The organism is Colwellia sp. MEBiC06753 (assembly GCF_053470325.1).
In genome coordinates, this window is record NZ_JBQMTM010000009.1 from 1 (window position 1) to 26,633 (window position 26,633).

The following is a 26,633-nucleotide window of genomic DNA, read 5'->3' on the forward strand; positions in this document are numbered from 1 at the left end:
TACGGTATGGCTGAAAGCCTTATCTTAGAGCCCCGGCGGCAAAGAATATTTCCTCGATGTGTGAAGAAACGACCCGCTCGGTACCCTATAAAAAGAAATGCCGCTCACCTTAAGTGAACGGCATTAGATCGATTGTGCCTTTTTTATGTTTTAATTAAGCACAATTTAACTTAAGTCATCGACCACTAAATATACTATGCACAAAGTACCATTTTTTGTGCCGCAAGTATCAAGGGAGTTTTTCATTCGTGTTTAGCCACGTTACTAAAGTATATGCCTTGAATGTGAATGATTCACCGTCAACACAGGGGCATTCGGTTACGAAAGATAGCGTTAACCAAGGTGGTGACAAACGACATATCGACAAAGTGCTACTTGGCGCTTCTGATAATCTAAATCTATATAAATCCCGACTTAAGTCAGCAGAATCGTTACTTCCTGCCAATATTCGCCAGCTAATTTCAGGTAGCTATCATCGCATTAGTTTTTCATCAATGTTTATGGTGGGGATTTGGGACGCAGAATTTCAAAGTGACTGTCTGTTAGAAGCGCGCCTGCAAAATCATTTATGTTTCGAATTCATTATTGAAGGCGGCTATGACCGCCTTTACGGCACACAAACTATAACCAATATTAACAGTGCTGGGCTTTATTTAAGTAAATTTGGTGATAGTCAATTTCAGCAACGCATATTTAGTAAAGGTAATAAACTCAGAGCGATTTGTCTTTGGCTTGATCTTGACACCTTAGTCGATGAACTAGGGTTGGACATGGATAGAGTTCCTCCAGCTATATATAAGCTGTTGAATCATACCAAGGGGAAAACAGAAATTTTACCGTTATCTATGTCGGTAAAAACTATTATCAATCAGGTGCTAAATTCTAAATTTACCGGTGCGACGCAAGATGTTTACATTCAAAGCAAATTAATTGAGCTGATGTGCCATACCATTGAACGCCTGTACTCCACCGATAATTTATTTATTCAAGATACTGCTTTACCGAAAATGAAAGTATCAGCGCTAACTCAAGTGATTGCCGTGCTTAATGAACAATATCGCGCTCCACCTAGCCTTAATCAATTAGCCAAACAAGTGGGTTTAAGTCGTACTAACTTATGTAATAGTTTTAAATCAGCCTGTGGCTTAACAATTTCTGATTATATTCGTAATCGAAAAATGGAGATCAGCCGAGCATTACTAACATCAGGAAAGTACACTATTTTGCAAGTGGCATTAGAAGTGAGTTATCAAAACCAATCCAGTTTTGGGCGAACATATCGCAGTTACTTTAATCATTCGCCCAAAATGGATTTACCTAAGCGTTAATATTTAGCTTTAATACTTACTCAAACTACTTAGCTTTTGCTGGCTACTCAGCAGCTTTGTCTCGGCAGCTTTTAATTCGGCCACTGTCTCTTTAACTTCAGCTAGCAGTTTTTTCGCATCATATACAATGCCATCTTTAATGGTATAAACCACGCCGCCTACTTTTTCAGCTTCATTAGTTTCAATATTTAGCCTAGTGTGCTGAGTACCATAAAGCAGTTTAAAGTTCTTTAGTGGATTTTCATCAACTAACAGCAAGTCAGCTTTTTTACCGACCGCTAGCGTACCTACTTCGTTATCAACCGATAATAATTCAGCACCGTTCATTGTCGCAGCTTGCAATACTTCAAGCGGATGGAAGCCTGCTTCTTGCAACATTTCTAAGCCACGAATGTAACCAAAACCAAACAAGTTATAGATATAGCCTGAATCACTACCAACGGTGACTTTACCACCTTGGTTTTTATAATCATTGACAAACTTCATCCATAAACGAAAGTTTTCTTTCCAATTAATTTCATGCTGTGTGGTCCAATCAAAGAAGTAAGAGCCATGAATTTTATAATTTGGCTGGAACGCTTTTTGAGTGGCGGGAATGGCAAACTCATCAAACCATTCGCGACGACTAACTGCCATTAAATCGCGATTCGCTTCATAAATCGAGAAAGTAGGGTCTAGCGTCACTTTTAAATCAATTAATTGACTGATCATTGACTGCCATTTATCTGATCCCGGCTCAGCAGATTGCGCCCATAACACCCCTGCTTCACCAAAGCGGTCTTGCTCATTTGAATAGTCATAACTTGGTGAGAAATGTTGAACTAGCTTATCTTCAAACATAGCTTCAGGAATGCCGTACCAGTGTTCAATACTGGTATTGCCCCATTTCGCTGAATCTAACGCATTGGCCTGAGCAACGCCTAATTGTGGGTGATGGAATGCGGTTTTCATACCTAACGCGTTAGCTTGCTCTATTGCCGCTTTCACCATATGCGGTTTACCGCCTAATAATTTAATACCGTCAGCGCCACGTTTATGTACGGCGTTAATCCATTTTTTCACCGCAGCCTCATCTGGCAACATGCCCATAGGGTAAGTGGCAAATACCACCATACGTGGTGCAACAATGGCGTTTTCTGAGCTCAACTCTTTATATTTCAGGTTTTTCGTTAACCCCCCTAATGAGCCCGCATCACGAATGGTGGTAATGCCATGACCTAGCCAAAGCTTAAATACGTAATCGACTGACGGCACTTCACCAAACAGGCTGTGTTGCTGAACATCAGTATGCGCATGAGCATCAATAAGGCCCGGCATAACAAATTTACCGGTACCATCTATAACTTGGTAACCCTCTTCATTTTTTTGACCACCTAGCGAGACACCGACACCGGCTCCTGCATGAGCCGCTGCAATTGCAGTAATTCGGTCTTGTTCAATAGTGATATTAACTGGACCGTATGCTGGTGAGCCTGTGCCATCAATGATTGAAACATTAGTAATCTTTACCCCTTTATAAGCACGGCGCTGCGCTTTGGGGACAATTTGAGGCTCGCTGTAGTTATGACCACCTAACTTTGAAATAACATACGCTGCTTCATCGCCCGGTAAAATCCCTTTTGCTGAAACGCTTAAAGCGGCTAAACCAATTGCACAAGCAACGGCTTTCATACTAAATTTTTTCATTTATTTGCTCTAATTGTTGTAATAAAGGAATTAGCCTATGCGATTTATTAGCTGGCGTTTCTGCACAAAACACAAAATATTGTCGAGAAAATACAAGAGTTCATACATTGTTCTCACCTGTTAATTTCAGGTAAATCTTTGTGATTCATTAAAAAACAGGCAAAAAAAGCCCCTTCATTAGAAGAGGCTTACAACGTTTTGGTGAATTTATTCTACATCAAAATTCACTACAGTGGCTTGATTACCCGCTTCAACCGTAACATTTTGGCCTTGGAAGAAAACAATTTCATCATCCACTTCTGGGTCGTCAAAGGTTTCGCAAGTTAATGCCACGGTATAATCACCTGCATTAACAAAACCGATAGCAAATTGATAAGTGATTTGTTCTGCATCAAACTTCACGCTAGCGCTTGCCAGCGGTTGATTTTCTTCACTGCCGCCATTGTCAGCCAAACTCTCTAACGGTAGATCGAACCCTTGATACAAATATGCTGTTGCCGGACTAGTCGTTGAATCAGACAGCGGCTCACATAAATTGTTTAATAATACCGTTTCTGTAATTGTGCCTTGGATGTGACCTGCATCAATATTATTGACTAAACGCACACCACGCGGTTTTAAAAAGTAGTCTGATTGGCCTTTAGGATTGGTCATTGATTTTCGTAAATCAAACTCTAAGGTAAAATCAACTGCCCCTCCAGCTGCTGCTGTAAAGCCGTCAAGTTTCAGCTCATTTGATGGAACACTCACAGCAATTTTTTCGCCAGTTTCCTGATCGATACCATATGAGCCTTCCGCCATAATTAAACGCATTTGGCTGTAGCTGCCCGCAGGAATAGTCATACCTTGCACAAGATTGATTGACTCACTACCTTGGTAATCTAATAAATTAATACCAACGGTATTTGCAATCACTTGATCATTGTCATCTAAGCAAAGTTCATTTGCTTCAAGCATGCCCTCTTCTTCGCCAACGGTAAATACCACATCATCGCCAGAGGATTTCAGTTCAATTTGGTTAAAACACACCACCACTTCGCTTAAGGCATCAACGGGCGCATCACTTACCGCTAATGAAAAGGTTGATGTTGTTGGAGTAGGATCTGGGGTTTCAGGCTTTGAGTCTGAACTTGAGCCGCCGCCGCACGCTGAAAGCAGTACCACGGGTAAAGTAAGTGAAAGAACCTGTTTTAGTTTAAACGTTGGTTTTAACATAAATTTCTCGCTTGTATTCAATGAAAAAGCTTAGGTCAACAGCTGTCGCTGATAAATCTGAAGAATAAAAGCTAAGTAGCTCCAGATTGATAGACTTTTTCGTAAAAAAATGAAGTAACTAGGCCTTACTTCACGATTGCTATTCCGCACGATTACACTTGAAATCGCTACAGTTTCGCAATTTATCAATCTTCGGGTTATCGAGTTTTCCTTAACAACCCTTGGTTAATACTAACACCTTCGTAGACTATTACCAATAACCAGTACGGTTTATTGCCAAACGGCTAAAAACGAACCAGTACCTCTTTAAGCATAGCAGCTATGCTGCCATATGAATTGCCTACAAACTTGAAAACAATATCGACTGACTACAAACAAATAAAAAGCTTAATCTTTTTGATTAGTTATCAATGCTGCTGGTGATAATAACTGCGCTAACTCTTGAGGCGATAACTCCGTCAATTCGGCGGCAACATCAAGCACAGGACGATGCTCGGCATAGGCTTTTTTTGCTATTTCAGCCGCTTTGTCGTAGCCAACAATCCTATTCAGAGCGGTTGCTAAGATTGGGTTACGCTCAAGATTGTCAGCTAATACCTGCTTATTAAACTGCATAGTGGCAATCACTTTATCGGCAAGTGCTAACGAACTGGAGGCAACTAAGGTAATACTTTGTAGCAAGTTGTAAGCGATAAGTGGCAGCATGGTATTTAACTGAAAGTTACCCGAATGTCCTGCCAGCGAAATAGTCGTGTCGTTACCAATAACCTGTGTACATGCCATTAAAATAGACTCGGGAATAACGGGATTCACTTTACCTGGCATAATGCTGCTGCCCTTTTGCATTTCTGCCAATTGAATTTCATTTAATCCCGTTTCGGGCCCGCTGCTATACCACCGAATATCATTAGTAATTTTAGATAAACTGATGGCTAAATTTTTCAATAATCCACTAAAGAAAACAGCGGAATCTTGACTACTAATTGCCCGAAAATAATTATCCGCAGGCTTAAATGCAATACCGGTTTGTTGAGATAACCTATGACAAACTTTATCGGCAAATGTCGGTAATGTATTTACGCCAGTACCAACAGCTGTACCACCAATGGCTAAGTCACATAAACGATTAACACCTAAAGATAATTGCTGCTTGGCCGTGCTAATTTGTGCACTCCAACCACTCATTTCTTGCGCAACACTCAGTGGCATAGCATCCATCAAATGAGTGCGACCAGTTTTTATCAGCGTTTGTGCGCTATTCGCTTTGTAATTTAATGCTGCAATTAACTGTTCAAGCGCTGGCAACAATTCGTTATGAACGGCGATAGCTGCGCTAAGATGAATAGCCGTAGGGATTACATCATTTGAGCTTTGTCCCATGTTGACATCATCGTTAGGGTGGGCAACTAAGTTACCAGCACTTTTCATCTTAACAAGCGTGGCAATCACTTCATTGGCATTCATGTTAGTACTGGTACCTGAGCCAGTTTGCATAACATCCACCGGAAACTGGTCATTATGTAAACCTTGAGCAACTTCATCTGCTGCTTGCTGAATATAGCTAGCTAGCGATTTATCAAGCACCTGTAAGTCGGCATTTGCCAATGCGCAAGCTGACTTAATTTGTCCCAAGGCCTGAATAAATCGGCTCGGCATGGTTAGCTGGCTCAATTGAAAGTTATGAAGGGCTTTCTGGGTTTCTTCGCTATAAAGTTTAAGCGGCTCAATATCCGAGCTTTTCGCATTAGGTTGATGTTTTTCCGGCATTTGCACTCCGAGTACTTCGTAGTCAATGACATGAGTAAATTGCGCTCACATTACTCAAACCATAGCGTAAAATAGACATAACCCCTAACCACCACTAAGAAACCAACAATCAGCCGTGCTGCGGTTTAGCCCCCTAACAAGACAAAAATATTAACCTCATCTACCGCGGATTAACTTAATAGCATTACATGAAAATATGTTACCACTGAAAAAAACAGTTATAATTACCGCGCCCTTAGCTTGATGCCAAGCTATTAGTTTGACTTCAGACAAATTTATCGTCTGGTTTTGGAAAGGTTTTTACCGTTATGTCACAAACTCAATTAACACCAAACACTGTTTATCTTATTGGTACTGGCGAAGTTGCCAAAGCTGCCTTATATAAATTGGTAACACTTTACCCTGAACAAAAAATTGCCGTTGTAGCTGCAAACCGTTCAGGCGGTTTGGATTTATTGGCTGAGAATGCAAAGAATGATTTATCTGCAAGCCATATTTCATTCCACCAAATCGATGTATTTAATCGTACTGAAGATTTAGCTGCATTAATTAATTCAACTGCTAGTGTAGAGCCACAAATTATCTTTAATTTAGGCTCTCCATACTTAGACATGAAACTAATGCATTTAGCATTAGAAACCAATTGTCATTATGTTGATACTGCCTGCTATGAAGAGTTTGACACTAAAGGTTTTAGTTACAAGCAGCAATTAACGCTAGCGCCAGAGTTTGAAAAGCGTGGGTTAAAAGCCTTGTTAGGTGGCGGTGGTTCACCAGGTATTACCAATGTATTAACCCGCTTACATGACGGCAAACGCACTTGTGAAAGTGTGAAAATTTTTGACTACAACGGTGGTTCACAGAATAAATACCCTTGGGCAACCAACTTTGCTGCCGAAGACAATTTAAAAGAATTAGATAACCCTGCTAAGTTCTTAAAAAATGGTGAGTGGACAGAAGCACCGGCATTTGCTGAACGTTTTCATATGGTTGATCCACTCAATATTGGTGATAACACTGAAGTAGGTTTCAACACCATTTATCATGAAGAACAAGAAACCATTAATATGGTGTTCCCTCATATCAGCAATATTTATAACTATATGAGTTTTGGTGAAGATTATATTAAATACTTCAAGCTTTTCCGTGATCTGGGTTTACTTGGCACAGAGCCAGTTTCTGATGGTCAAGGTGGTGAAATTATTCCAATTCGTTTCTTAGCGTCATTAATGCCACACCCACGCGATGTTGCACCTTTAGTTACAGGTCCTGCAGGCATGCGTGTTGAATCTGCGGGAGTAGGTTCTACAGAAATGGATTTAGTCAGTGTTTGGCGTATGCGTCATGAAGATTGTTGGGCAGATACAAAAACGGGTGCCGTTGCCTGGAGTACCGGGGTACCAGCCTGTTTATTCTTAGACGCGTTAATGCAATATGACGGTGCAGGTGTATTTGTACCAGAAAATTTACCGAACCTAAGCACTGAATTATTTGAAAAATTATCAACTATTTATGGCTTAGAAGTAGATTCTTATGACGCAACTGGTCAAAAGGTAGCTCTGTAATGGAGCTATCGGCACCACGTCGCCCTACTCATATTTTTGACGAAGGGCAGTTTGAAAAAAATTTAGCGCAATTAAAACAGTTTAAAGACAGCTGTGGCCTAAAAATTTTGCTAGCGCTTAAAGGCTATAATCCTTTGCATTCTGCTGAGTTAGTTAGCGATTATTTAGATGGTGTTGCCGCTTCATCATTAAATGAAGCGCGCTCATCTGCTGAACATTACCAAGGCGAAATACACACCTACTGCCCTGCGTATGATGAAGACACTTTTGATGAGTTAATACGTTATAGCAGCCATGTAGTGTTTAACTCGCATCAAGATTTAGCAAGGTTTGCAGGGCGCGTACCAGCGCATGTAAAAATTGATGTTCGACTGAATCTGCAACATGAAGATATGGATACCGAAGTATTCGCCGGTTATAACCCAAACAAACCTTATTCACGTTTCGGTATTACCGCTGCTGAATTTAAGCCTGAAGATATTCAGCGTTATAATGTCACTGGCGTACACTTTCATGCGTTATGCTCTCAAGGTGCAAGCGACTTAAAGGGCTGTGTTGCCGCATTAGAAAATAAATTTCCGAACCTGCTAAACCAAGTTGAGCGCATCAACATGGGCGGTGGGCATATGGTATGTCGCCCAGATTACGATTATGACACGCTTGCAAGTGTAGTACGCCACTTACAAAGTGAATATAACTTAGACGTTTATATTGAGCCAAGTGAACACGTTTATGCCAATGTTGGCGTATTAAAGGCACGAGTATTATCGTTAGTACATAATGAAATGCCAATTGCTATTTTAAACGTCAGCGCAAAAAACCATATGCCAGATATTATGGAAAGTCCTGATTATAACGTTGATATTAACGAAGGCAGTTTTGGTTTTGATGTTGAAGAGCACCCATATATTTTAGGCGGTAATACTTGTTTAACTGGTGATGTTATTGGTCAATACAGTTTTGCTAAGCCACTTGAACTGGATGATTGCATTACCTTTTTAGACCAAACCCCCTATACCTTAGTGCAGTGCCATCATTTTAATGGCGTTAATCAGCCTGACTTTGTTGTTATTGATGCGGATGGCAATATTAAACGTAATCGACAAGATGATTATGATCGTTACTTAACTACGGTAATTCGCTGAGCGGGTTGAACTTTTAATTCTCTCGTTCAGACCTTTTCGCTATAGTGAGGTTATCTTTTTTAAATTTTAACCCCCTATGGCGATAACACATGACGACAAATAATTCCGTAGAGTTTCGATTTTTAGCAGAGCCTACCGATGTCAATTTTGGCGGTAAAGTACATGGTGGCATGGTCATGAAGTGGATTGACCAAGCCTCATACGCTTGTGCGGCGCAGTGGAGTAAGCATTACTGTGTAACGGTTTCTGCCAATGCCATTCGCTTTATTCGGCCAATTTTAGTCGGACAACTCATAAGCGTTGAAGCTCGTATTGTTCATACCGGTAAATCCAGCATGCATATTTATGTTGTGGTACGCGCTGGTGATCCTAAAGGCAGCAAACCAGTGATTACCAATCGCTGCTTTATTACTTTTATGGCGATCGATGATTCAGGTTACCCCATCAAAGTGCCGACTTACCACCCCGAAACTGATGAAGATAAACAGTTAGAAAAAGTTGCTGAGCAAGCAAAAGAGTTTGCCAAAAAGCTGGACTTTGACTTTGAAGAAAAACTTGGTTGGAAGTAAGGAATTACGCTAATAATTTTAAGCGATTGCTGTATTAACAACGATTTACATAAAAAAGCCTCATTAGCGGCTTTTTTTAATTTTAGGGCTGTTGATAATGCTAATAACTTGGCACAATGAAGTGAATAGCAAACAACAGGAATATCAATGAAAGGTTTCTTCGCCTTACTTTTAATGATTGCCTGCCCATTCGTTGAGGCGGCTGAACAAGCGGAAACGATATTTAAACAACTAGCGCCTTCGCTCTATCAAATTCGCTTAATTGATACCGCCAGTGGTGAAAAGTCTTCCATTGGTTCAGGTTTTCAAATTACGAAAGATGGCTTAATCGCCACTAATTATCACGTCATTGCTGGCTATGCTCAGTACCCGAAAAAATATCAAATTGAATATTTAGATCATCAAGGTGAAAAAGGTCAGTTGTCGCTGGAAAGTGTTGATGTTATTAATGACTTAGCCTTAGTTCAGCGCCAAACTGACACCGACATGGCATTTTTTAGTATCGCAAATGCCGCCCCGATAAAAGGTGAAGAACTTTACTCTTTGGGTAACCCTCATGACTTAGGGATGATTGTGGTACCAGGCACTTATAATGGTCTAAAAAAAGAATCTTTTGTTGATAAAATTCATTTTACTGGCTCAGTGAACTCTGGCATGAGTGGTGGTCCAGTAGTTAATAAGCACACTCAAGTAGTTGGCATCAATGTCGCAACTTCAGGCAACCAAATAGGCTTTTTAGTACCACATGATAAGTTAGCAACATTATTTGCTGATTTTCAGCAAAACCCTCCGCAATCAATTGAGCAACAAATGTCTGCACAATTAAGCGCCAATCAAAAAGCCATGGTAGAAACGTTATTAGCAAGTCAGTGGCACGGCAAGGTATTGGGTAAAGCGATTATTCCAACCATCGACGTACCGTTTATTCGCTGCTGGGGTGATTCAAACTCTGATAAAAAAGACGCATTAATTTTATCGGCAATGGCTAATTGTTCGATGGATGAAGATACCTTTATCGATCACAACTTCTTTACCGGCAATATTGAAATGCAATTTCAGTACATGGAAACCGAAAAAATTAGCAATTTGAAATTTTATCATCTATACCAACGCCAAGTGGCTCGTGCATCGGCTAGCAATAAAGTGACGAAGGATGACGTTTCTGAATTTCAGTGCCATCACGACATTGTGATGCCAGAGAGCCAGCACATAAATAATAAGAGCATACTTTGCGTGCGCAACTACAAAAAATTCACCAACTTGTTTGATGTTTTATATCTGGGTTTATCGATTGATCATGATACTCAAGCACTGATCAGTCATTTCACCCTATCCGGCGTAGAAAAACCAATGGCACTTGCTTTTACTAAGCAGTTTATGGAGTCGGTGCAATGGAAATAATTATTGAAGATATTGGCAAAGACCATAAATTAATTGGCCGTCATAAATACGCACAGGCACAAATCACTATTGGCCGCGCTTACACCAACGACATTATTATTTCAGATCCCCATGTTTGCCCTGAACATGTCTCGTTATGCTTTGATGGTGAACAATGGCTGGTTATCGACCAACACAGTATTAATGGCACGTTTCTAGGTCACTCTAAAAAAAATGCCAATCATCATATTGTTCAGTCAGGCGATGTTATTTCAATTGGCAATAGCCAGATCAGATTAGTGTTTCCTGATCACCCGGTAGCGCCAAGTGTGGCATTTAGCCCGTTTGAAACCTTAATTGATTTAACCAAGAACCCGTTCGTCATTGCCTTCAGCATTATTTTATTTACCCTTGCATCTGGTTGGTTAACCTATTTAGATAAAGCAATAGAAGTTAATTTTACTCAATTGTTAGTACCGGCTGTGGGAATGACCTTAATGTTTGGCGTGTGGCCAGCAGTTATTTCACTGATTTCCCACCTAACTAAAAACGATGCCCGCGTTCTCCATCAGGTAGGCACCTGTTTTGTTTTTTTCATTATTTTAATGTTAAGCGATATCGTGCAATCCCTAGTTGGCTTTAACACTTCCTCTAACTGGCCAATTGTCTGGTTGATCAACTTATTGCCAATTGCCATTGCTTTTTGCATGTTTTGGCTTAACTGCTATATCGGTTTTCATATGTCGGATAAACGCCGCCTTGTGACTGCCGCTTGCCTAACGTTAGTGTTTTTTGGTGGTAGTGCATTAGTACAAATTAGTAAACAGCCTGATTTTAATCCGCGCCCACAATATAGCTCGACCATTATGCCGCCAAGTTTTCTATGGGTGGCAAGTAGCGATGTGGATAGCTTTTTAGGCGATGCCGAAAAACTATTTGAGAAAACCCAAAAAGCGGTAGCAGAAGAAAAAGAGTAATCAAAGGTTAGCGCGTGTTGATCTAATTTATTCTCAAATAAATTCAGCTAATAAAAAAGCGAGCATTAAGCTCGCTTTTTTGATGATTTAATTTGCTACTTTGCGTTACATTAAGGCTTAACGTTACGGCTTCGCGACAAAGCCAATCGCCTCATACACTTTCGCTAAAATTTTGCTGGCATGAGCAGAGGCCTTTTCAGCGCCATCACGCATAACTTGATTTAAGAAAGCCTCATCTTCACGGTACTGATGGAAACGTTGTTGAATTGGCTCTAACAGCGCGACAACCGCTTCTGCAACATCACCTTTTAAATGGCCATACATTTTATCTTCATACTCAGGTATTAGGCTGTCGATTGACTTACCTGTAGCACACGATAATAACGAGAGAAGATTTGAAACACCTGGCTTTTCAGCAACATCGTAATAAATACGAGCTTGTTCATCTGAATCTGTAACCGCACGCTTAATTTTCTTGGTGATTTTCTTAGTATCTTCCAACAAGCCAATAAAGTTATTGGTGTTGTCATCAGATTTCGACATTTTCTTCGTCGGATCTTGCAAACTCATAATACGCGCGCCAAATTCAGGGATATATGGATCTGGCACAGTAAAAATATCACCGTATAAATTATTAAAACGGGTAGCAATATCACGGGCTAATTCTAAATGTTGTTTCTGATCTTCACCAACTGGCACGCGCGCAGCGTTATAAAGCAAAATGTCTGCCGCCATTAATACCGGATAAGTAAATAGGCCTGAGTTGATATCTGCACCCGCTCGCGTTGATTTATCTTTAAACTGGGTCATACGGTTTAATTCACCCATTTGGGTGTAACAGTTTAATACCCAGCTTAACTGCGAATGCTCTGGCACATGCGACTGAATGAAAATCGTCGATTTTTGTGGATCAACACCACAGGCCAAATATAAAGCTAAACCATCTAAAGTCGCTTTACGTAATGCAGCGGGCTCAGGTCTTACTGTAATCGCATGTTGATCAACCAGCATATAATAACACTCATGATCATCTTGCATATTAACCCACTGCTTTAGCGCACCGAGGTAATTACCAATAGTTAATTCACCTGACGGCTGACAGCCACTTAATACAATTGGTTTACTCATAATTAATGTATTCTCTAATTAAAAACTTTACTTACTTTTGATTCTGGCAAAGATTATTGGCTAATAGACGCCAGCTCTGCGCGCATTTGATCAATAACAGCCTGGTAATCAGGTTGTGAAAATATTGCTGAGCCTGCGACAAACATATCGGCGCCAGCTGCAGCAATTTCTGCGATATTATCAACCTTAACACCACCATCAATTTCTAGGCGAATATCACGGCCACTTTCAATAATGCGTTGTTTGACTTGCTTAATTTTGTCAATTGTTGATGGAATAAACGATTGGCCACCAAACCCTGGGTTAACCGACATTAATAAAATCACGTCTACTTTATCCATGACGAAATCTAAGACGTGCAAAGGTGTAGCAGGATTAAGCACTAAGCCCGCTTGGCAGCCATGTTCTTTAATCAACTGTAAACTGCGATCCACGTGCTGACTGGCTTCGGGATGAAACGTAATGATATTGGCGCCAGCATTGGCAAATGCCGGAATTAAACCATCTACTGGCGAAACCATTAAATGGACGTCTATAGGCGCGGTAATTCCGTAATCTCTTAATGACTTACATACCATAGGCCCAAACGTTAAGTTTGGTACGTAATGGTTATCCATTACATCAAAGTGAATAACATCTGCACCCGCTGCAACGACCTTAGCGACATCTTCGCCAAGCCTTGCAAAATCAGCAGATAAAATAGATGGAGCAATAAGAAATGACGACATAATTTCACCTAATTAAAAATCAGCGCTACTTTACCTAAACCCAGCGCAATATTGAAGTAAAAGCCTGCTTTTTTGCTCAAAAAACACGCACTTAATTGGACATCACCCTGTACATATTGCACTAAAATTGAACATTTTCTCGTTTCATTCAATTTACCGAAAAACACAACTAACACGTATCCTATTGTATTTAATGTATTTAATTAATTTTTTGCTGATATTTTCCTAATAGGCACTGACTTTGCAATTTTGACAACAACAATAAAAAAACAGAGAGAATAAACATGAAAAACGCACTAAAAAGCATAGTAATTGCCTCTTCGTTAGCAACAGCAGTATTATCAACGACATCAGTACAGGCAGAAGAGTGGTCTGCAAATATTGGCGTAACCAGCAACTATTTGTGGCGTGGTGTTACTCAAAGCTCTGACGGTCCTTCTATTTCAGGTGGTATTGATTATGCCCACGAAAGTGGCTTCTATGCCGGAACTTGGGTTGGCTCAATTGACTGGGGCACTGGTAACGGTACAGAAAACGATTATTACCTAGGTTATAGTGGCGAAGTTGACGGTTTCGGTTACGATGTTGGTTATATCTACTACAATTACCCTGCGTCAGGCTTTGAAGATTCTGACTTCGGTGAAGTTTATTTTAACGGTAGCTTTGGCGGCTTAGGCTTTGGTGTTGCCTATACCACTAACAGCCAAGTTTCTAAAGGCTCAGCCTTCGATGCGGGTGATATTTATTACAATGTTTCTTATGGTTTTGATCTACCTAAAGAGTTTAGTTTAAGCCTCCTTTACGGCTATTACACCTTTGACGCTAGTAGTGACTACGATTACGGTCACTTCCAAGTCGACGTTGCTAAAGGCGACTTTACATTCAGTGTTTCTCAAGCTGATGAAGAGTCTGGTAGCGACGATACTAAATTTGTTGTGAGCTGGGGCACGTCATTCTAAGCTTAGCAATATAATCACGATTAAAAAGCCGCTTTGTTGAAATAACAAAGCGGCTTTTTATTTAGCTGAGTTTATTCAGGCGTTATGACTAAGCCTACACTTGTCTGATTTACACCAAACAAGCATACTGTCGCTAAAGGTTAAATAATAAACAAAGGGATTCGATGGCTAAGTCAACGTTAACAGAAGTTTTGAAAAGTGTTGTTGCTGCGTTTTTTGGTGTGCAAAGTGATAAAAATCGCGAGAAAGATTTCAATGAAGGAAAAGCCATACATTTTATTATTGCTGGCGCTATTGCCGCCATTTTATTTGTTATCGGCCTAGTATTAGTCGTGTCGCTAGTATTACCTGCCTAGCTTTATTAGGTATTATTATTGGTTTAAGCTTTATCTACTTAGTGTTACCAACTTAGGCTATCACAGCGCTACTTATATAACGCCATTAATTCCCCTACTTTTTTGCGGCCACTGCCTTTTTGGCTAATTGTACGAGCAACATTGAGCTTTCTAATTTTGTTGGCATGTTCATAAATTTTACGCGTCCAAATAGTATCGTGATTACTAATCAAGACAGAAGTATTAGATAAGCGAGCAATGGTTTCTTCTGCAGCATTGGCTAAGTCTGCTTGTTCATCTAGACCAAAACCGTTACCAGCATAACTGGTAAAGCTTGCGGTTTTACTTAAAGGAACATACGGAGGATCACAATAAATTACATCACCATTTTTTGCTCGTGCAAAAGTGTCTCGATAACTTTCACAAACAAACGTTGCTTTTTGTGATTTTTCCGCAAAAAACCACAGTTCTTTTTCGGGAAAATAAGGCTTTTTATATTTACCAAAAGGCACATTGTAACCGCCAGACTTGTTATAGCGGCATAAACCATTAAAGCCATGGCGATTTAGATACAAGAAGATTAGTGATCTTTGATATGAGTCGTCACTGGCATTAAATAATGCCCTAAATTCATAATACGCATCAGCCTGATTATTTTGCATTGAAAATAACTTAGCGGCATCGCTAATAAAGCGTTCAGGCGTTAATTGAAGAATTTGATAAAGGTTTATTAGATCGCGATTTATGTCGTTAAGAATATATCGTTTGTAATTACTATTAAGAAAAACAGAGCCAGCGCCAACAAAAGGTTCTATTAGGCAATCGCCCTTTGGCAGCATTTTGTTAATTACGTCACATAACGTATATTTTCCACCCGCCCATTTAAGAAACGCTCTGTTTTTATTGGTCATTTAGCCAACAATTCCAATACTACTAATCTAACGACAGGGGATTGTAGCCTGATTCTGATCACAGACCAATGCTAACAACAATTTTTTTAAGTGAATATCCGTGTCTACTGTGCTTGATTCAGTTCTCGTTTAACCGTATCAACAGCTTTAATCCATATTCCGCTATTTCTAAGTTCGTTACTTAGTGCCCCCATCGCTTCAACCGCAGCGGCGCGATTAGCATAGGCTGGAGAAGTAATCACTACAAAAGGCTTCGCATTAATTGTTCTTGAATAATATTGATAGCTATCAAATAAATAACGTCGAGCAAACTGTTGTGCAATTTCATTTGCTTGCCCTCCATCGGCAATAGCCAATGCAGAATACTGAATAACAACACCTTCAGCATCTATATTGAACGAGTGTTGAATTGAACTATTATTAACGACGCTAACTACTTCTTTTTCTTCGCTTGGCAAAGCCTCTATCGGCTGTTGCTCTATGTTTTCAAAACGAGATGATTGCGCTACTAGGATTTCAGTTTCTGTAGCTATTTCATGGCCGCCCTGTTCAGTAGCTAAAATTGCAGCAAATACTTCCGAAGAACCTGCTTTTTCAGCGGCCTGAGGGTGATATTCTGGTGTCAATAAGGCCTGAACTATATCTGAGGACTCTGCGGCTGCAGTTTTTTGCTTTATTGGTGCTAAAGCGTTAGCTGTTAGCGGTTCATTGTTACCGTTAGCTGTAACAGGCTTTTCAATTTGCGTTGTATCGTTAATTGTTAGTCGACTAAAACCAAAGCTATCGCGCTGATACATTGCATATAAGCTAACAAACGTTAGTAGTAGAAGCGCAATCAAGGTCATCACCATTTTGTTAAATGGGGTAAATGAAAACCAAGTTGTGGTTGCTTTAAACAGTGGTGAATTTCGAGAAATTAATTGACCATTTTGCGCCGATATCAGTGATAACTTTTTACTAAATAACGCGTAATTATCAACAATCAATTTACCGATTGGTATATCGCCTAGCAGCACGACACTGATCTGGCGCCCAGATTTTTTGGCAAGCTCAGATAACAACGTAAGCTCGTGAATAATTTGCAATGACAAATGATGAGCTTGCTCAATAACAATTGCGATTGGCGATTTATCTTGTCCGTAAAATTCAATCACGCTTTGAGTCAGCGATAATTCTGGATCAAAAGGCTGGTTGGGAAAAAGTTGCTCATTAATTCTTGCACGAACCTGAACGTCATTCAGTTTGCTCGATACGGCGATTAACGCAGCATTGGTAGTGTCTGGTAAAGAAGCTAAGAAAGTGCCTGAAATTGAACCAAAGCCAGCTTGTTGTTCATCAATGACGACAACCGTATGTCGAGAAAATTTCAATATATAGTCAATTCTGGCATTTGTGCTAATTGACATAACATTTGGCTCTGAGGCTGTTGGCTGTTTGTTGGCTAAAGCTGTCATTTGACCTTCCGATTTAATCTAGAAGTTGCTTTAGCTCCTCGATAGTGACGTCGCCGAACATTTCACTTTGGCCAATGGCTGTTGGCAAAATGAACCGTAATTGACCAGCAACATTCTTTTTATCTCGTTTCATATGCTTAAGATACTGTTCAAAAGTCATATTTTCCGGGGACGTTGTTGGTAGCTCAAAATAAGCAATCAATTGTTCAATGCGACGAAGATCTGACGCTAAAAGCAATCCTCTTTGTACTGATAGTTTAGCAGCAAGAACCATACCAGCAGCAACGGCTTCACCATGAAGCCAAACACCATAGCCTTGTTCAGCTTCAATAGCATGACCAAAAGTATGGCCTAAATTCAGCAGCGCACGTCGACCAGCTTCTTTTTCATCTTCAGCAACAATTTCCGCTTTACACTGACAACAACGAGCAATAACTTCACGTAGCAATTCAGTATCTTGAGCTTTAATCGCTACTTTATTTTGCACTAACCAGTCAAAAAATTTACTGTCACCTAAAATGCCGTATTTGATAACTTCTGCCATACCTGCAGCAAATTCGCGACTCGGTAACGTTGACAGTGTATTAATATCAATAATCACGGCATTCGGTTGATAGAATGCGCCCACCATATTTTTGCCTAATGGGTGATTTATTGCAGTTTTACCACCTACCGAAGAATCAACTTGCGATAAAAGCGTGGTTGGCACTTGGATAAAATCAATACCGCGCTGATAACAAGCTGCAGCAAAGCCAGTTATATCGCCGATAACACCGCCACCCAAGGCAATAAGCGTTGAATCTCGACCATGGCCATGCTCAAGCATATGCCCCATGATTTTATCAAAGTTTGCTAAATTCTTTTGTTGTTCGCCATCAGGCAAAACTAAAAAATCGACGTCAAAGCCATCAAGTGCAGTAATTAACTTTTCGCCGTAAAGCGGGAAGACAACAGTGTTTGAGACAATACAAACACGTTTAGATTTGATGTGTTGGCAAACAGGGCTATTGTTGTCCAAAAGCCCTGTTGCTATATAAATTGGGTAACTGCGATCGTCCAGATCAACCAGAAGTGGTTTCATTAGAAATCTAGACGTTCGACAATCTTATGAGCAACAACTTTAGCGCTTTGATCATCAGTCTGCACAATCACGTCAGCAATTTCTTCATATAACGGATTACGCTCTACAGCTAACTTTTCTAATACCGATCTTGGCTCTTCAGATGTTTGCAATAATGGACGACGACGATCACGCTGTGTACGAGCAACTTGCTTATCAATAGTAGTTTCTAAGTAAACCACAATACCACGAGCAGATAAGCGATTACGTACTTGAGGGCTAATCACTGAACCACCACCTGTAGCAAGTACGATACCTTGTCTTTCAGTTAAGTCGTCAATAACGTCTTCTTCTCTTTTACGGAAGCCTTCTTCCCCTTCTAAATCGAAAACCCACGAAATGTCAGCACCAGTGCGACGTTCAATTTCTTGATCCGAGTCGAAAAACTCTAAGTGAAGCTTATCAGCTAATTCTCGACCAATTGTGCTTTTACCTGCGCCCATCGGACCAACTAGGAAAATATTACGTTTTTCTGCCATTAGACTTACTTAATTCTCGTAAAAATAGTGTAAATAGGTAAGAGGAAACTCCCCTCAAAAATTTCAAGGGCGTAATTATCGCAATTGTTTTGAGTAGAATGCAAGTAAGTGACCAAAATTTACGCCACTTACTTGTTAATTAAATGAGTTTAGAAATGCTCGGTTACGATTCGAGGTGTGACGAATATTAATAACTCTTTCTTTTCATTAAAGTTGTTTGTATTTCTAAACATCCAACCAAAATACGGAATATCACCTAAAACTGGCACTTTAGAAACCGCACTAATGATAGATTGCTGGTAAATACCACCTAAAACAATAGTCTCACCATTACTAACTAGCACTTGGGTGCCAATACGTTGGGTGTCAATGGCCGGTGCTTGACCACTGGTGATATCAGAAACCGTATCTTGCGTTACGCTTAAATCCAAAATAATTTTGTTATCAGGCGTAATATGAGGCGTAACAGTTAAGCTTAATACCGCTTTTTTAAACTGAGTTGCCGTAGCACCACTTGACGCAGCTTCTTGGTATGGAATTTCAACACCTTGTTCAATAAAGGCTTCTTTTTGGTTAGCCGTCGTAATACGCGGGCTAGCAATAATTTCACCTTTATTTTCTTGTTCTAAGGCGCTTAATTCTAAATCTAAAATGGTACCATCAGCTAATCGAGCAATTTGGAAGGCAATGCTACCAGCAGGGTTTGCTACCGGTAAGTTAACATTCAATCTATCACTTAATGATGGAATTACACCGCCAGCAGCAGAATCAGCACCCTCTAAGCGACCAGCTGTAGCATATTCGCCATCAGTATCAGTAACCCCCCAACGAAGACCTAACTCTTCATTGATATTATCTTTAACTGTCACCATACGTGCTTCAATGACTACCTGACGCACTGGAATATCCAAGATATCAATCATGCGTTTGATATCTTCAATGCTTTTTGATGTATCACGCACGAGCAGGGTATTAGTACGCTCATCTACCGATACTGAACCTCTAGCAGATAAAATGCTGGTATCGTCATTCTTTATTAATGCAGCAAGCTCAGAGGCTTTAGCATAATTAATTTGAATATACTCAGAATATAGCGGCGCTAACTCTTCTACTTGTTGTTGTGCTTGAAGGTTTTTTGCTTCACGTGCAGCTAACTCATCACTAGGGGCAACCATTAAAATATTACCCTGCATGCGCTTATCTAAGCCTTTTACTTTCAGAATAATATCTAGCGCTTGATCCCAAGGTACACCATCTAAACGCAAGGTAATGTTACCTGTAACTGTGTCACTAGTGATTAAATTAAATTCATTATAGTCCGCAATAATTTGCAGTACGGTACGGATAGAAATGTCTTGGAAGTTTAATGATATTGTACGGCCACTGAAATCTTCAGCAGCACCTAAGTAGCCTGCTTTTTTCTCTTCTTTACGAACATTAATCAAAAAGACATTGCCTTGTTGATCGTGCTCAAAGGTGAAATTACCATCTACATCAATCACTAACTTGGCATTACGACCTTCTCTAAATGTTTCAATACCAGTAACCACCGTTGAGAAATCAGTAACATCTAGCTTATAAAGTAAGTCATCAATTATTTGCGTATTGTAAAATTCAACAACTACTTTACCTAATTGATCACTTACGTCTGCAGCAACTACACTGTCGCCTAAGTTAATAATAACCTGACCTTCCGCTGCTAATTCACCTCGTCTAAAATCAATAGAGTCAATGCTGTTAATAAATGCTTCACCTGCTGGGGCAACTTGCTCAACGATTTCAGCGGCCTTACCATAAGTTAATGTAATGGCGTACTTATCCGCCTCAATTGCAACATCAAACACTGTTAATTTTTCTAGATTAATTGCGGCAATCATGTCGCCATTAACTTTAGATAGCATTACAGATTCAACACCGGCATGCTGAACTAGTGTTTCAACATTGGCATCGTTATAGGCAACTGGACCAAAATTTATTTCAATGACAGCAGGATCTACCGTGGTTTTCACCGCAGGTTGACCAGTGATTTCATCTGAAAAAGAAAACACCAACTCTATTTGATCATTATGTATCGTGTTATATGCAATACCCATCAAATCCGAAGCATGTGCTGCCGTCGAATAAACAAAGTAAAAACACATAGCAATGATAACTTTCACCTGTTTTCTGAAGGTAAAAATTTTATTTCTCATTATATTATTAAATAGCATCACTACTTCCTTTACCTTTGACTATCCAATTCAACCATATCAATTTCGGTTTCTCGCTCAACCCAACAGCCCGCGCCATCTGGAGTTAATTCAATTACTTTCACGCTATTATTACCCACTTCAGTAATTCTACCGTTATATAAGCCAACGTAATTACCAATTGATACCCTGTGTAATGTATTATCTGACGCTTCTATCAATGCCCAAGTTACTCCACCTTCACCTAAGGTGCCTCGCATCACTAAGTCGCCCATCGCAAATTTTTCTAATGGTTGCTTTCTGCGTCTTGGGTCTGGACTTAAACAACCCGACATTTGCTGTAGCTTTTCTTGTATAGCTTCTGGACGAGGCACTACAAAAGGGCTACGCAAGTCTGCGGCTGAATATTTGTAATGATTAAATTCAGGCACTTCCGGCATTGGTTCTATATAGCTTTTTGTATTTGCTTGAACCTTTTCAATATGCGCTTGTATATCACTCGTATCATCAAAACAGCCAGACAATAACACCACAGAAAACAATACTGCTATTCTGATCATTGGCCAGCCTCCTGATAACGATAAGTTTTTGCTTGAAGTTTCAGGTCAAGCATTTCATTTTTCAGTTGAGTAATATTAATCGTAAAATCATGAAGCGTTACGATTCTTGGCAGTCCAGCAATCTTACTAACAAAGTTACCAAATTCGTGATAAGCACCAATAACTTCAATATCGATCGGCAATTCAATATAAATTTCTTTAGTGATTTCGGGTTGCCAATTAAGCTTAACAAAGTCTAAACCACTTGTGGTGCCAATAAATGTTATGTCATCAAGTAAACCTGGCGTTTCGTGGCTTTCAGGTAAACTTCTAAGTTGATTAGCAAACATAGACTCGGCTTCGGCCATTTGCTGTTGAAATAGTTCTAAATTAGCAGCAACATGATATTTAGCTTGGTACTCTTGTTTCAGTGTAACTTCTTCAGCACGTACTCTATCGAGCATAGTTAACTTATCACTTACTAACCCAACATAAGTTAATCCAGCAATCACAATTGCAGTGAAGATGGCCAGTACTACTTTGGCTGCTATTGGCCACTCACCAATATTATCGAGTTCAAGGTTATCAAATTGTTCGGTAAATTTATTAAGATCTATATCCATTATTTACCTCCCTTTGATGCTTCATTTGCACCATCTAAATTACCTACCAACCCTTGGATTTTAACGCGCATTTTAAAATCACTGAGCAATTTAGTCGCTTCTTCATCAGTAGTAATTGACTCAGGCGTTGCATCGACAAACAAATCTGACAATTCAATAGCGCGGATCATGTTGGCTAAATGGTTATTTGATTCACTCTTACCTTCAAGGTGAATAATATTGCCTAATTTTTCTAATTTCGTCAGATATATGCCTGTAGGTATAACCTTAGCTATTTCATCTAACACTTGCGTACCTACATTTCGACTACGTTGAAGTTGCTCAATAACATTCATACGTTTTTGCAGTGCCGCTTTCTTTTCTTCCAATGTTTTTATTTCTGCAATACGGATATCTAGAATTTGAATTTCATTCTTTAAAAATTGATTTCGAGCTTGTTGGCCATCAATTTTTGCTTGATAAAGCACACTGATAGCAAACACAACCAAAAACGCAAACAAAGCTACGAAGGTCAAGATACCAATAAATTCTTTTTTTCTGGCCTTTTGCGCTTCCTCGCGCCAAGGCAACAGGTTTATATATGCCACGGCGTAAAACTCCTTAACGCTAATCCTGATGCCACCATTAATTGTGGAGCAACTTGCTTCAACTCAGTGTGGTCTACGCCACTAGCAACTTCAATATTTTCAAATGGATTGGCAATAACGGTATAAATACCGAGCTCCTCGGTTAATAACTCTTGAATACCTTCTACTAACCCTGTACCACCTGAAATTACTAAGTAATCCACTTTTTCATAGCCGCTTGATGTTAAAAACATTTGAATAGCTCTGCGGATTTGCTGAACTAGGATAGTATGGAATGGTGCAAGCACCTCAAAGCGATAATTCGGCGGCAGTTTATTATTTACTTTAGAGTTCTCCGCCTCTTCAAACGATTGGTTGTAATATGAAACAATTGAACGTGTATACTGCTCACCGCCAAATAGTTGATCTCGACTGTAAACATGCTCACCATGATTAGATGCTGAAAATAAAGTCATGGTAGCGCCAATATCAACAATAGCGACCATTTTTTCAGCGGCATCTTCAGGTAACTGTGACATACATAAATCTAGCGTTCTACTAACCGCATAAGACTCTACATCAACCACTTTAGTACCAAAGCCACCAGCATCTAGTGTTGCTACTCGAGCTTCAACAGATTCAGTACGCGCAGCACTAAGTAAGACATTAATTTTACTAGGATCAGATTCATTTACAGCAAGTTTTTCAAAGTCTAAACTCACTTCATCTAGTGGGTAAGGAATTAAGCTATCGGCTTCAACTTCAATTTGCCCAGCAAGTTCATCATCGCTTAAAGCAACATCCATATAAATAACTTTGGTGATAACCGTTTGACCGGAAACAGCGACGGCGGCTTGCTTTACGGAGGAAGCAATTTTTTTACGGATTTTGGCAACAACTTTTCCCACCGCTTCAATATCTTGAATTTCGCGGTCAATAATTGCGCCACGAGGCATAGGCTCTATCGCAAAACTTTCTAGGATGTAGCCATTATCTCCCTGACTGAGCAATACAGCCTTGACTGCATGAGAACCTATATCGATTCCCACCATCATGGAGGCTTTTTGTTTCCATAACTTGCTTAGCATAACTTCCTACTAAATCTTATAGTTCTAATTATTTTAGATATAATATACGCATAAATACATTTATTACATGGTTTTACACGATATACTAGTCTTATCATACAAAATTTTTCGATAAATAGAGCTTTTTTCTGTGTTTTCTATTAAAAAATTAGTGAAAATTGCTGTAGCACTAATCCTATTAGGTATTATTTCTTTAGCAATTCTTTATCTCACCATGCGAAAAGATTTGCCAAGTGTTCAGTCCCTTAAAGACATGAAGTGGCAAACACCTATGCAAATTTATAGCAAAGATGGCAAACTTATTTCGCAATTTGGTGAAAAAAAACGTATTCCGTTGAGCCTCAACGAGTTCCCACAGCAACTAATTAATGCCATTTTAGCGACCGAAGATGATCGATTTTATAACCATTTTGGGGTAGACCCGATTGGTGTCGGACGTGCAGTTTTTTATAAACTAATTGGGCAAAATAAAGGTGGTGCCAGCACTATAACTATGCAGGTTGCCCGTAATTTCTTTTTAACTCGAGAAGTGACATACACTCGAAAAATCCGTGAAGTATTCCTATCATTTCACATTGAAAGCTTATTATCTAAAGACGAAATTCTTGAACTTTACATGAATAAAATTGAGCTTGGGCATAGAGCTTTTGGTTTTGGTGCCGCCGCTCAAGTTTATTACGGAAAGGATGTAAAAGAACTTACACTCCCTCAAATTGCCGTGTTAGCTGGCTTACCTAAAGCGCCATCTACACTAAACCCTATTCGCTCTCCAGAGCGAGCAAAAGCACGACGTGCCGTTGTGCTACAACGTATGTTAGTAAGTGATTACATCAACGAAAGCGAATACCAAGAAGCATTGAACGCACCAATTACAGGTAAAAAACATGGAGCGGAAATTGAGCTAAATGCCCCCTATATAGCCGAAATGGCACATCAAGCGATGATTAGCCGCTATGGTGCGGAGGAAGCTTATACGGGTGGCTACAAAGTTTATTTAACCGTTAGCTCTGAACTGCAAAAAGCCGCACAACAATCTGTAGTTGAAAATTTAATGGCATATGATCGCCGTCATGGTTATCGCGGCCCAATCAAGCAATTACGCCCAACTATAGATAGCAAGGGCATTAATGAAAATATCGCTTTAACTCAAGATGTAAAACCTTTAACAGAAGTTGAAGTTCAACAAGCATTGGCAGATGTTCAGAACTACCAGCAGTTGCAACCAGCTGTTGTTATTGGTGTATTAGAGCAAAGTGCAATAGCGGTATTAGCCAACGGTGAATCTGTTGACATTCCATGGCACGGCATGTCTTGGGCTAGAGAATTTATCAGTGATGAAAAACAAGGGGCGGCTCCACAAACAGCAGCTGACATACTTCATATTGGTGATGTGATTTATGTGATAAAGCAAGCTAATGAATATCATTTAAGTCAGCTACCACAAGCGAGTAGCGCATTAGTTGCTATGTCTCCAGGTAACGGCGCACTTCAAGCGGTTGTTGGCGGTTTTAGTTTTAAACAAAGTCAGTTTAATCGAGTGACTCAAGCCAAAAGGCAAGTAGGCTCTAATATCAAACCTTTTGTCTATTCTGCAGCATTAGAACACGACCATACCTTAGCGACCTTAGTTAACGATGCGCCAATTAACCAATGGGATCAAAGCACCGGTATTGTCTGGCGACCAAAAAATTCACCGCCAACTTATGATGGTCCTATTCGAGTTAGATTAGCATTAGCACAATCAAAAAATGTGATTGCCGTGCGTTTGCTACGCGCAGTGGGGCTTGGCAATATTATTGACCACCTAACAGCATTTGGCTTTGCGCCAAACGACTTGCCAGAAAATGAATCTATAGCACTAGGCTCAGCGTCACTAACGCCTTTAGAACTAGTGACAGGCTTTGCCACATTTGCAAATGGCGGCTATTTAGTAGAGCCATATTTTATCGATCGTATAGAGGACTCTTTTGGCAAAGTCTTATACCAAGCCAATCCCAAACTAGCATGCGATTTACCGTGCTCTGAACTAATAACAACAGAACCTGCAAATGAAATTACTGACTTTGTTAATGATACTGACGCTGAATTCAATATTGAAAACACTGAAACGTTGAATGCAATTAACAATGAAGATAGTGATTTAAATCAGCCTGCAATTCAAACTGCCCAGCGTGCGATCAGTAAACAAAATGCCTTTTTAATTACCGAAGCTCTTAATAGTGTTATCTGGGGAGCAGATTGGTCAGTCACGCCAGGTTGGCAAGGCACAGGCTTTAGAGGAAGAACCTTAAAACGTAGAGATATCGCAGGAAAAACTGGCACAACCAATGAAGCCAAAGATGCTTGGTTCTCAGGCTATAGCCGCAAAATAGTCGCCACTTCTTGGATAGGCTTTGACGATCATACTCGAAACCTAGGCCAAACTGTTTACAACAGCAACCTTGGTAAAAATCAGATCACAGGCAAAGAATTCGGTGCTAAATCTGCCCAACCTGCTTGGATCAGTTTTATGAAAACGGCGCTTGATAACTTGCCTGTTGAACCATTTATTCCACCTGAGGGCATAGTCTCTGTGCGCATTGATAAAGCCACAGGCAAACTAACCTCTAAAACTGACAAAAGCAGTATCTTTGAATATTTTAAAGTTGGCACAGCACCAACTGAATACATTAAAAATGATGAAAGTAGTGTTATTTTAGATGGTGAAAGTGAGAGCAATATCGAGATTTTTTAAAATTCGGCTCACTTGAATGACTTACTTTAAATAACAGTGCAGCACTGAAATAGTGCTGCACCAATATGATGCAAAATTTAAAGTTCATCATCTTAGTTTATTTTTCAAATTAAAGTTAAGTAACTGTTTTAATTTATTTAATTTTAAT

23 protein-coding genes are annotated in these 26,633 nt (G+C 39.8%); 9 read left to right on the forward strand and 14 right to left on the reverse strand.

What is annotated here, in order from left to right:
* Positions 1–248 precede the first annotated feature (248 nt).
* Entirely contained in the window at positions 249–1,328 is a 1,080-nt protein-coding gene (locus ACOB82_RS08705) for a helix-turn-helix transcriptional regulator (protein ID WP_448212592.1), read from the forward strand.
* 9 nt (positions 1,329–1,337) lie between these two features.
* Here ACOB82_RS08705 and ACOB82_RS08710 read toward each other — a convergent pair whose 3' ends face one another.
* The 3 genes from ACOB82_RS08710 to ACOB82_RS08720 all read right to left on the reverse strand — a co-directional run bounded on the left by ACOB82_RS08710 (position 1,338) and on the right by ACOB82_RS08720 (position 5,996).
* Positions 1,338–3,014, reverse strand: a complete 1,677-nt coding sequence (locus tag ACOB82_RS08710) for an amidohydrolase family protein (protein ID WP_448212593.1) — start codon at positions 3,012–3,014, stop codon at positions 1,338–1,340.
* Between the two features lie 207 nt (positions 3,015–3,221).
* Positions 3,222–4,229, reverse strand: a complete 1,008-nt coding sequence (locus ACOB82_RS08715) for a DUF4382 domain-containing protein (RefSeq protein WP_448212594.1) — start codon at positions 4,227–4,229, stop codon at positions 3,222–3,224.
* Positions 4,230–4,616: 387 nt separating this feature from the next.
* Positions 4,617–5,996 carry a class II fumarate hydratase gene (locus ACOB82_RS08720; protein ID WP_448212595.1) on the reverse strand — a complete coding sequence of 460 codons (1,380 nt, stop codon included), beginning with the start codon at positions 5,994–5,996 and terminating at the stop codon, positions 4,617–4,619.
* Between the two features lie 308 nt (positions 5,997–6,304).
* Between ACOB82_RS08720 and ACOB82_RS08725 the strand changes: the two genes are divergently transcribed.
* From ACOB82_RS08725 to ACOB82_RS08745, 5 genes are all read left to right on the forward strand, one after another.
* Positions 6,305–7,561 carry a saccharopine dehydrogenase family protein gene (locus tag ACOB82_RS08725; RefSeq protein ID WP_448212596.1) on the forward strand — a complete coding sequence of 419 codons (1,257 nt, stop codon included), beginning with the start codon at positions 6,305–6,307 and terminating at the stop codon, positions 7,559–7,561.
* Entirely contained in the window at positions 7,561–8,706 is a 1,146-nt protein-coding gene (locus tag ACOB82_RS08730) for a hypothetical protein (RefSeq protein ID WP_448212597.1), read from the forward strand. The genes ACOB82_RS08725 and ACOB82_RS08730 overlap by 1 nt, the downstream gene beginning before the upstream one ends.
* A gap of 89 nt (positions 8,707–8,795) precedes the next feature.
* A complete protein-coding gene (locus ACOB82_RS08735; RefSeq protein ID WP_448212598.1) occupies positions 8,796–9,275 on the forward strand; it encodes an acyl-CoA thioesterase in 480 nt (159 codons plus the stop codon).
* A 147-nt stretch (positions 9,276–9,422) separates the two neighbouring features.
* Positions 9,423–10,676 (forward strand): S1 family peptidase, encoded by a 1,254-nt coding sequence (locus ACOB82_RS08740; protein ID WP_448212599.1) that lies wholly within the window; start codon positions 9,423–9,425, stop codon positions 10,674–10,676.
* A complete protein-coding gene (locus tag ACOB82_RS08745; protein ID WP_448212600.1) occupies positions 10,667–11,632 on the forward strand; it encodes an FHA domain-containing protein in 966 nt (321 codons plus the stop codon). The genes ACOB82_RS08740 and ACOB82_RS08745 overlap by 10 nt, the downstream gene beginning before the upstream one ends.
* Before the next feature lie 123 nt (positions 11,633–11,755).
* Here the strand turns inward: ACOB82_RS08745 and trpS are convergent, their stop codons facing one another.
* Both trpS and rpe read right to left on the reverse strand, forming a co-directional pair.
* Entirely contained in the window at positions 11,756–12,760 is a 1,005-nt protein-coding gene (gene trpS / locus ACOB82_RS08750) for a tryptophan--tRNA ligase (protein ID WP_448212601.1), read from the reverse strand.
* Positions 12,761–12,813: 53 nt separating this feature from the next.
* A complete protein-coding gene (rpe, locus tag ACOB82_RS08755) occupies positions 12,814–13,488 on the reverse strand; it encodes a ribulose-phosphate 3-epimerase (protein ID WP_448212602.1) in 675 nt (224 codons plus the stop codon).
* 284 nt (positions 13,489–13,772) lie between these two features.
* Between rpe and ACOB82_RS08760 the strand changes: the two genes are divergently transcribed.
* Positions 13,773–14,447 (forward strand): TorF family putative porin, encoded by a 675-nt coding sequence (locus tag ACOB82_RS08760; RefSeq protein ID WP_448212603.1) that lies wholly within the window; start codon positions 13,773–13,775, stop codon positions 14,445–14,447.
* Between the two features lie 164 nt (positions 14,448–14,611).
* Entirely contained in the window at positions 14,612–14,803 is a 192-nt protein-coding gene (locus ACOB82_RS08765) for a DUF2970 domain-containing protein (RefSeq protein WP_448212604.1), read from the forward strand.
* Positions 14,804–14,871: 68 nt separating this feature from the next.
* Here ACOB82_RS08765 and ACOB82_RS08770 read toward each other — a convergent pair whose 3' ends face one another.
* From ACOB82_RS08770 to ACOB82_RS08810, 9 genes are all read right to left on the reverse strand, one after another.
* On the reverse strand, positions 14,872–15,693 hold the full coding sequence (locus ACOB82_RS08770) for a Dam family site-specific DNA-(adenine-N6)-methyltransferase (protein ID WP_448212605.1): 822 nt from the start codon (positions 15,691–15,693) through the stop codon (positions 14,872–14,874).
* A 104-nt stretch (positions 15,694–15,797) separates the two neighbouring features.
* Complete coding sequence (locus ACOB82_RS08775; protein WP_448212606.1) at positions 15,798–17,147, reverse strand: hypothetical protein; 1,350 nt, start codon at positions 17,145–17,147, stop codon at positions 15,798–15,800.
* Between the two features lie 13 nt (positions 17,148–17,160).
* On the reverse strand, positions 17,161–18,228 hold the full coding sequence (gene aroB / locus ACOB82_RS08780; protein WP_448212607.1) for a 3-dehydroquinate synthase: 1,068 nt from the start codon (positions 18,226–18,228) through the stop codon (positions 17,161–17,163).
* A complete protein-coding gene (gene aroK, locus ACOB82_RS08785; protein WP_448212608.1) occupies positions 18,228–18,746 on the reverse strand; it encodes a shikimate kinase AroK in 519 nt (172 codons plus the stop codon). The genes aroB and aroK overlap by 1 nt, the downstream gene beginning before the upstream one ends.
* Before the next feature lie 149 nt (positions 18,747–18,895).
* Positions 18,896–20,956, reverse strand: a complete 2,061-nt coding sequence (locus ACOB82_RS08790) for a type IV pilus secretin PilQ (RefSeq protein WP_448212609.1) — start codon at positions 20,954–20,956, stop codon at positions 18,896–18,898.
* A gap of 11 nt (positions 20,957–20,967) precedes the next feature.
* Positions 20,968–21,495 (reverse strand): pilus assembly protein PilP, encoded by a 528-nt coding sequence (locus ACOB82_RS08795; protein ID WP_448212610.1) that lies wholly within the window; start codon positions 21,493–21,495, stop codon positions 20,968–20,970.
* Positions 21,492–22,097 carry a type 4a pilus biogenesis protein PilO gene (locus ACOB82_RS08800; RefSeq protein WP_448212611.1) on the reverse strand — a complete coding sequence of 202 codons (606 nt, stop codon included), beginning with the start codon at positions 22,095–22,097 and terminating at the stop codon, positions 21,492–21,494. Before ACOB82_RS08800 ends, ACOB82_RS08795 begins: the two co-directional genes overlap by 4 nt.
* Positions 22,097–22,684, reverse strand: a complete 588-nt coding sequence (locus tag ACOB82_RS08805; RefSeq protein WP_448212612.1) for a PilN domain-containing protein — start codon at positions 22,682–22,684, stop codon at positions 22,097–22,099. The genes ACOB82_RS08800 and ACOB82_RS08805 overlap by 1 nt, the downstream gene beginning before the upstream one ends.
* Complete coding sequence (locus ACOB82_RS08810) at positions 22,672–23,751, reverse strand: pilus assembly protein PilM (RefSeq protein WP_448212613.1); 1,080 nt, start codon at positions 23,749–23,751, stop codon at positions 22,672–22,674. Before ACOB82_RS08810 ends, ACOB82_RS08805 begins: the two co-directional genes overlap by 13 nt.
* 130 nt (positions 23,752–23,881) lie before the next feature.
* Here ACOB82_RS08810 and ACOB82_RS08815 point away from each other — a divergent pair, with 130 nt between their 5' ends.
* Positions 23,882–26,485 carry a penicillin-binding protein 1A gene (locus ACOB82_RS08815; RefSeq protein ID WP_448212614.1) on the forward strand — a complete coding sequence of 868 codons (2,604 nt, stop codon included), beginning with the start codon at positions 23,882–23,884 and terminating at the stop codon, positions 26,483–26,485.
* The last annotated feature ends 148 nt before the right edge of the window (positions 26,486–26,633 follow it).

What these genes read in the sequence shown, in the direction of transcription:
- ACOB82_RS08715 (WP_448212594.1), bottom strand. Translation starts at nt 4,229, where the DNA reads ATGTTAAAACCAACGTTTAAACTAAAACAGGTTCTTTCACTTACTTTA.
- ACOB82_RS08735 (WP_448212598.1), top strand. Translation starts at nt 8,796, where the DNA reads ATGACGACAAATAATTCCGTAGAGTTTCGATTTTTAGCAGAGCCTACC.
- rpe (WP_448212602.1), bottom strand. Translation starts at nt 13,488, where the DNA reads ATGTCGTCATTTCTTATTGCTCCATCTATTTTATCTGCTGATTTTGCA.
- ACOB82_RS08730 (WP_448212597.1), top strand. Translation starts at nt 7,561, where the DNA reads ATGGAGCTATCGGCACCACGTCGCCCTACTCATATTTTTGACGAAGGG.
- ACOB82_RS08720 (WP_448212595.1), bottom strand. Translation starts at nt 5,996, where the DNA reads ATGCCGGAAAAACATCAACCTAATGCGAAAAGCTCGGATATTGAGCCG.
- ACOB82_RS08710 (WP_448212593.1), bottom strand. Translation starts at nt 3,014, where the DNA reads ATGAAAAAATTTAGTATGAAAGCCGTTGCTTGTGCAATTGGTTTAGCC.
- ACOB82_RS08810 (WP_448212613.1), bottom strand. Translation starts at nt 23,751, where the DNA reads ATGCTAAGCAAGTTATGGAAACAAAAAGCCTCCATGATGGTGGGAATC.
- ACOB82_RS08770 (WP_448212605.1), bottom strand. Translation starts at nt 15,693, where the DNA reads ATGACCAATAAAAACAGAGCGTTTCTTAAATGGGCGGGTGGAAAATAT.
- ACOB82_RS08775 (WP_448212606.1), bottom strand. Translation starts at nt 17,147, where the DNA reads ATGACAGCTTTAGCCAACAAACAGCCAACAGCCTCAGAGCCAAATGTT.
- trpS (WP_448212601.1), bottom strand. Translation starts at nt 12,760, where the DNA reads ATGAGTAAACCAATTGTATTAAGTGGCTGTCAGCCGTCAGGTGAATTA.
- aroB (WP_448212607.1), bottom strand. Translation starts at nt 18,228, where the DNA reads ATGAAACCACTTCTGGTTGATCTGGACGATCGCAGTTACCCAATTTAT.
- ACOB82_RS08725 (WP_448212596.1), top strand. Translation starts at nt 6,305, where the DNA reads ATGTCACAAACTCAATTAACACCAAACACTGTTTATCTTATTGGTACT.
- aroK (WP_448212608.1), bottom strand. Translation starts at nt 18,746, where the DNA reads ATGGCAGAAAAACGTAATATTTTCCTAGTTGGTCCGATGGGCGCAGGT.
- ACOB82_RS08760 (WP_448212603.1), top strand. Translation starts at nt 13,773, where the DNA reads ATGAAAAACGCACTAAAAAGCATAGTAATTGCCTCTTCGTTAGCAACA.
- ACOB82_RS08745 (WP_448212600.1), top strand. Translation starts at nt 10,667, where the DNA reads ATGGAAATAATTATTGAAGATATTGGCAAAGACCATAAATTAATTGGC.
- ACOB82_RS08790 (WP_448212609.1), bottom strand. Translation starts at nt 20,956, where the DNA reads ATGCTATTTAATAATATAATGAGAAATAAAATTTTTACCTTCAGAAAA.
- ACOB82_RS08800 (WP_448212611.1), bottom strand. Translation starts at nt 22,097, where the DNA reads ATGGATATAGATCTTAATAAATTTACCGAACAATTTGATAACCTTGAA.
- ACOB82_RS08795 (WP_448212610.1), bottom strand. Translation starts at nt 21,495, where the DNA reads ATGATCAGAATAGCAGTATTGTTTTCTGTGGTGTTATTGTCTGGCTGT.
- ACOB82_RS08765 (WP_448212604.1), top strand. Translation starts at nt 14,612, where the DNA reads ATGGCTAAGTCAACGTTAACAGAAGTTTTGAAAAGTGTTGTTGCTGCG.
- ACOB82_RS08740 (WP_448212599.1), top strand. Translation starts at nt 9,423, where the DNA reads ATGAAAGGTTTCTTCGCCTTACTTTTAATGATTGCCTGCCCATTCGTT.